The sequence below is a fragment of the Planktotalea frisia genome (assembly GCF_001890925.1).
GTDB lineage: Bacteria > Pseudomonadota > Alphaproteobacteria > Rhodobacterales > Rhodobacteraceae > Planktotalea > Planktotalea frisia.
This window is the reverse complement of record NZ_MLCB01000189.1, coordinates 1-574: the sequence shown is the minus strand read 5'-3', so window position 1 is coordinate 574 and position 574 is coordinate 1. Positions and strand designations below refer to the sequence as shown.

General features: G+C 55.1%; 1 protein-coding gene. It reads left to right on the top strand.

Translation table 11 applies throughout. The features are described 5' to 3' along the window. The coding region (locus PFRI_RS17570) for an integrase core domain-containing protein (RefSeq protein WP_139292140.1) at window positions 1-560 on the top strand (560 nt) is incomplete at its 5' end. Window positions 561-574 lie beyond the last annotated feature (14 nt).

Genomic DNA, 574 nt, shown 5'->3' with positions numbered 1-574 from the left:
GTCCTGGCGAGCGTTGGTCGCTGGATTTTGTATCCGACACGTTTGGAGCTTCCCGCAAGTTCCGCATGCTGGCTGTGAATGATGATTGCTGCCGTGAGAACCTGTGTTTAATGGCCGATACAAGCATCTCAGGTGCGAGGGTGGCACGCGAGCTGGATGCGCTTGTGCGCGTCTATGGCAAGCCCGCCTGTATAGTTAGTGACAACGGGACTGAGTTTACCAGTCGCGCGATCCTGAAGTGGGCTGGCGATAACAACGTGGATTGGCATTACATCGATCCCGGCAAGCCGCAGCAGAATGGCTTCATCGAAAGCTTCAATGGCAGCCTGCGAGACGAGCTGCTGAATGAGGAGATCTTCGACAGCTTGGATGATGCCCGCCGCAAACTGGCGCTCTGGCGATATGATTACAATAACGTCAGACCGCACTCATCTCTGGACAACCAAACACCCGCTGACGCGCGTCGAGCGCTTGAGCAATTCGAGGGCTCCGCGCACGACGCGCTTGCCCAAACTGACGATAAAGAATATGAAATCCAAACCCGCAAACTCTCGTTATGAATGAGGGAGCCTAG